At 25.4% G+C, this 920-nt stretch carries 1 pseudogene; it reads left to right on the top strand.

The features are described from left to right. Positions 1 to 388 precede the first annotated feature (388 nt). Positions 389 to 920: pseudogene (locus CD172_RS12640) on the top strand (capsular biosynthesis protein); the annotation flags it as partial.

Genomic DNA, 920 nt, shown 5'->3' with positions numbered 1-920 from the left:
TATATTGGTCATCTCTTGTTTAATAGAGAGCGTCATATTGATCATACTTTTCCATTATTTTTATAAAATAGATACTCTCACTATAATATTTTTATTGATTATTAATTTATTGATGATAATAAGAATATATTTAAATGTCTACTTTAGATTAAATCTCGAATTCTCGAAGATTTTAATTGCGGCTGTGTATCAAGTTATAGGATTGGCTGTTGGAATTTTATTGTATAAGTATTTTAAATATTGGATATTAATCTTTTTAGTAAGTGAGATATGTATTGTTTTATACACTCTTTATACTCTGAGGTATTTAAGATTCATCAATTATGATAGTCACATTAACCATAAGAAAATACTCCCAGATTATTTAAATTTACTAGTTAGTAATAGTTTGAATAATGTAAATATTTATATTGATAGAATTATTTTATTGCCGATAATTGGTGGAGGAGCGGTAGCTATTTCATTCTTAGCTACATTTATAGGGAAAATTTTTGCAACATTTATGTTTCCAATAAATAACGTGATTTTATCCTATATATCTGTTAAGGCTACTAATAATAAAAAGCGTCTTTACTTAATCGTTAATGTTTATGGAGTTATTCTTTCAGTATTAATTATTTTAGTGTCCTACCCTACGACACTTTTTATAGTTGAGTATTTTTATCATCACAATAGTTCGGAGGTTAGACCTTTTATCATTCTAGGCAATATAGGTGTATTTCTGGGTGTGATAGCAACAATGATTCAATCATTAAATACGAAGTATATTTCTATTACTAAACAAACGAGTTATGTAACAATTCACACTATTATTTATATAATTTTGTCTTTAATTTTAACAGGTTTATATGGGCTGATTGGATTTTTTATTATCACTCTTATAGCTAATGTTATTAAAGTATTCTTACTAACTTATATAG

It is taken from the genome of Staphylococcus agnetis, assembly GCF_002901865.1.
GTDB lineage: Bacteria > Bacillota > Bacilli > Staphylococcales > Staphylococcaceae > Staphylococcus > Staphylococcus agnetis.
This window is presented reverse-complemented; position numbering and strand designations above follow the sequence as displayed.